Below are 1,608 nucleotides of genomic sequence, written 5' to 3' on the forward strand. Positions count from 1 at the left end.
TAATAACGAATTTACTACGTTTAAGTTTTTGCTCTAGTTAGTTTTGCCACGCTAGAAATAAATTATCCCAAATTATTTATAGATTTGTAGGGGTGCAAGACCTTACGACCCTACGACGGGATATTTTTTTAACTGGAAGTCCCTTATTATTAAATTTTAATCTTCTCGAAGATACTGCACATCTTTCATCTTTCAAAGTTCTATTTAATTGTATTGATTTCTAGCCAGTTGTAGAGCCTTAACTGAACTCAGTTGAATGCTGTACAATGCCATTGAAGATGTCCGAAGTTAGAGAGCTTTTCACCCAGACATTATGGTTGTGATAAAAATCACCACGCTGTTCTAGTGTAAACCCACCCAGCAATAATCCCAACCAGACTTCTACCATTGGCATTTGCAACACACGTTGCAGTTTAACTAAAGAAATCTCATCTTTGACATTTATCAGGTAGTTAGCGATCGCGCTCTGCCATTTTTCCACATCCTCATCTGATGCCAAATTGCGGACATCTTCTAAAGTTGTCACCTCATCGAGCATTGCCAAAACATTCGCTTTTTCAACAGGTGCTGCTACAGAATCACCCTCCTGGTTAGGAGATGAAAATTGGTGTGGGCCATGTGGTTTAAAGATTTGTGGTGTTTGCGGTTCAATCAAATCATCTAAATCTAGGTGCATTGTTGTCCGCACTAGACCAGCAAAGAGATCGGTGCTAACAACAGGCCCCAAAAGACTATTGCGATCGCGGGTATCTTGCAACAGCACTTCGGCACGAGACTTGAGAATATCCGCAATTTGACTGAAGGCAAGCGCTGCGGTTAATAACTGTGCCTCCAAGGGTAATTTTTCTAGCTCCGCATCCAAACAATCCCACATAGCATCAAGAGAAGAAGTTGGTGGAGATTCGGACAACTCATCAAGCACATCCCAAATTGTTAATTGGTGGTATGTGGTCATCTCTAGGATTCTGGATGTAACGGGCAGGGTCGCACTGGGCAATGAGATGGACTAACCTCGAACATATCTTTTTGACACAAATTTAGAAATCTTCTAAATCAACTTTATCGTCAATGAGATGGACTAATCTCGAACATATCTTTTTGACATTCCCCCATCTTTAGACGCGGAGACTCTAAGCGGAAACTATGCAACGGGCTAAAACCTCGTTACCCCGTTTCTTCTTAGCTGTCACCCAGATATAGATCCGGGTGGGGGTAGTCAATGACCCCCTAGACACTCCACTTAAGTTTAACTAGTTTCAGCAGAAGTCCCACGCCTCACTCTTAGGAGCGTGGGGATGCCAGTCGCCTGCGACGGGAAACCCGTCTACAGCGCTGGCTCATGAATGCGTGTGAGTTGACGACAGTTCTCTGACTCATATTGAGCGTGAGCGAAATTAGGCAAGAGAACATGGAGGAACCGAACAAATTCTTACGTTGATTCTGTGGGTGATTCTTGCGCTTCAATATATTTTCTAAGAGTAGAAACCGTAACGCCACCACAACTAGCAACAAAATAAGAACCACTCCAAAATACGTCTAACGAGCAGAAGCTTTCTAGGGCGTGTCATCAATTAGGTAAACTTGAGTAGGTAATGCTTGGGATAAGCC

1 protein-coding gene and 1 pseudogene are annotated in these 1,608 nt (G+C 42.8%); both read right to left on the bottom strand.

The window, feature by feature from the left end:
• Positions 1–238 precede the first annotated feature (238 nt).
• The gene (locus ABF638_RS37870; RefSeq protein WP_435027869.1) at positions 239–955 is read right to left on the bottom strand and encodes a hypothetical protein; all 717 of its coding nucleotides are present in this window, start codon (positions 953–955) and stop codon (positions 239–241) included.
• A gap of 474 nt (positions 956–1,429) precedes the next feature.
• A pseudogene (locus tag ABF638_RS37875) lies at positions 1,430–1,549 on the bottom strand (transposase); the annotation flags it as partial.
• Between the last annotated feature and the right edge of the window lie 59 nt (positions 1,550–1,608).

It is taken from the genome of Nostoc sp. CALU 1950 (assembly GCF_051172895.1).
Lineage (GTDB): Bacteria > Cyanobacteriota > Cyanobacteriia > Cyanobacteriales > Nostocaceae > Nostoc > Nostoc edaphicum_A.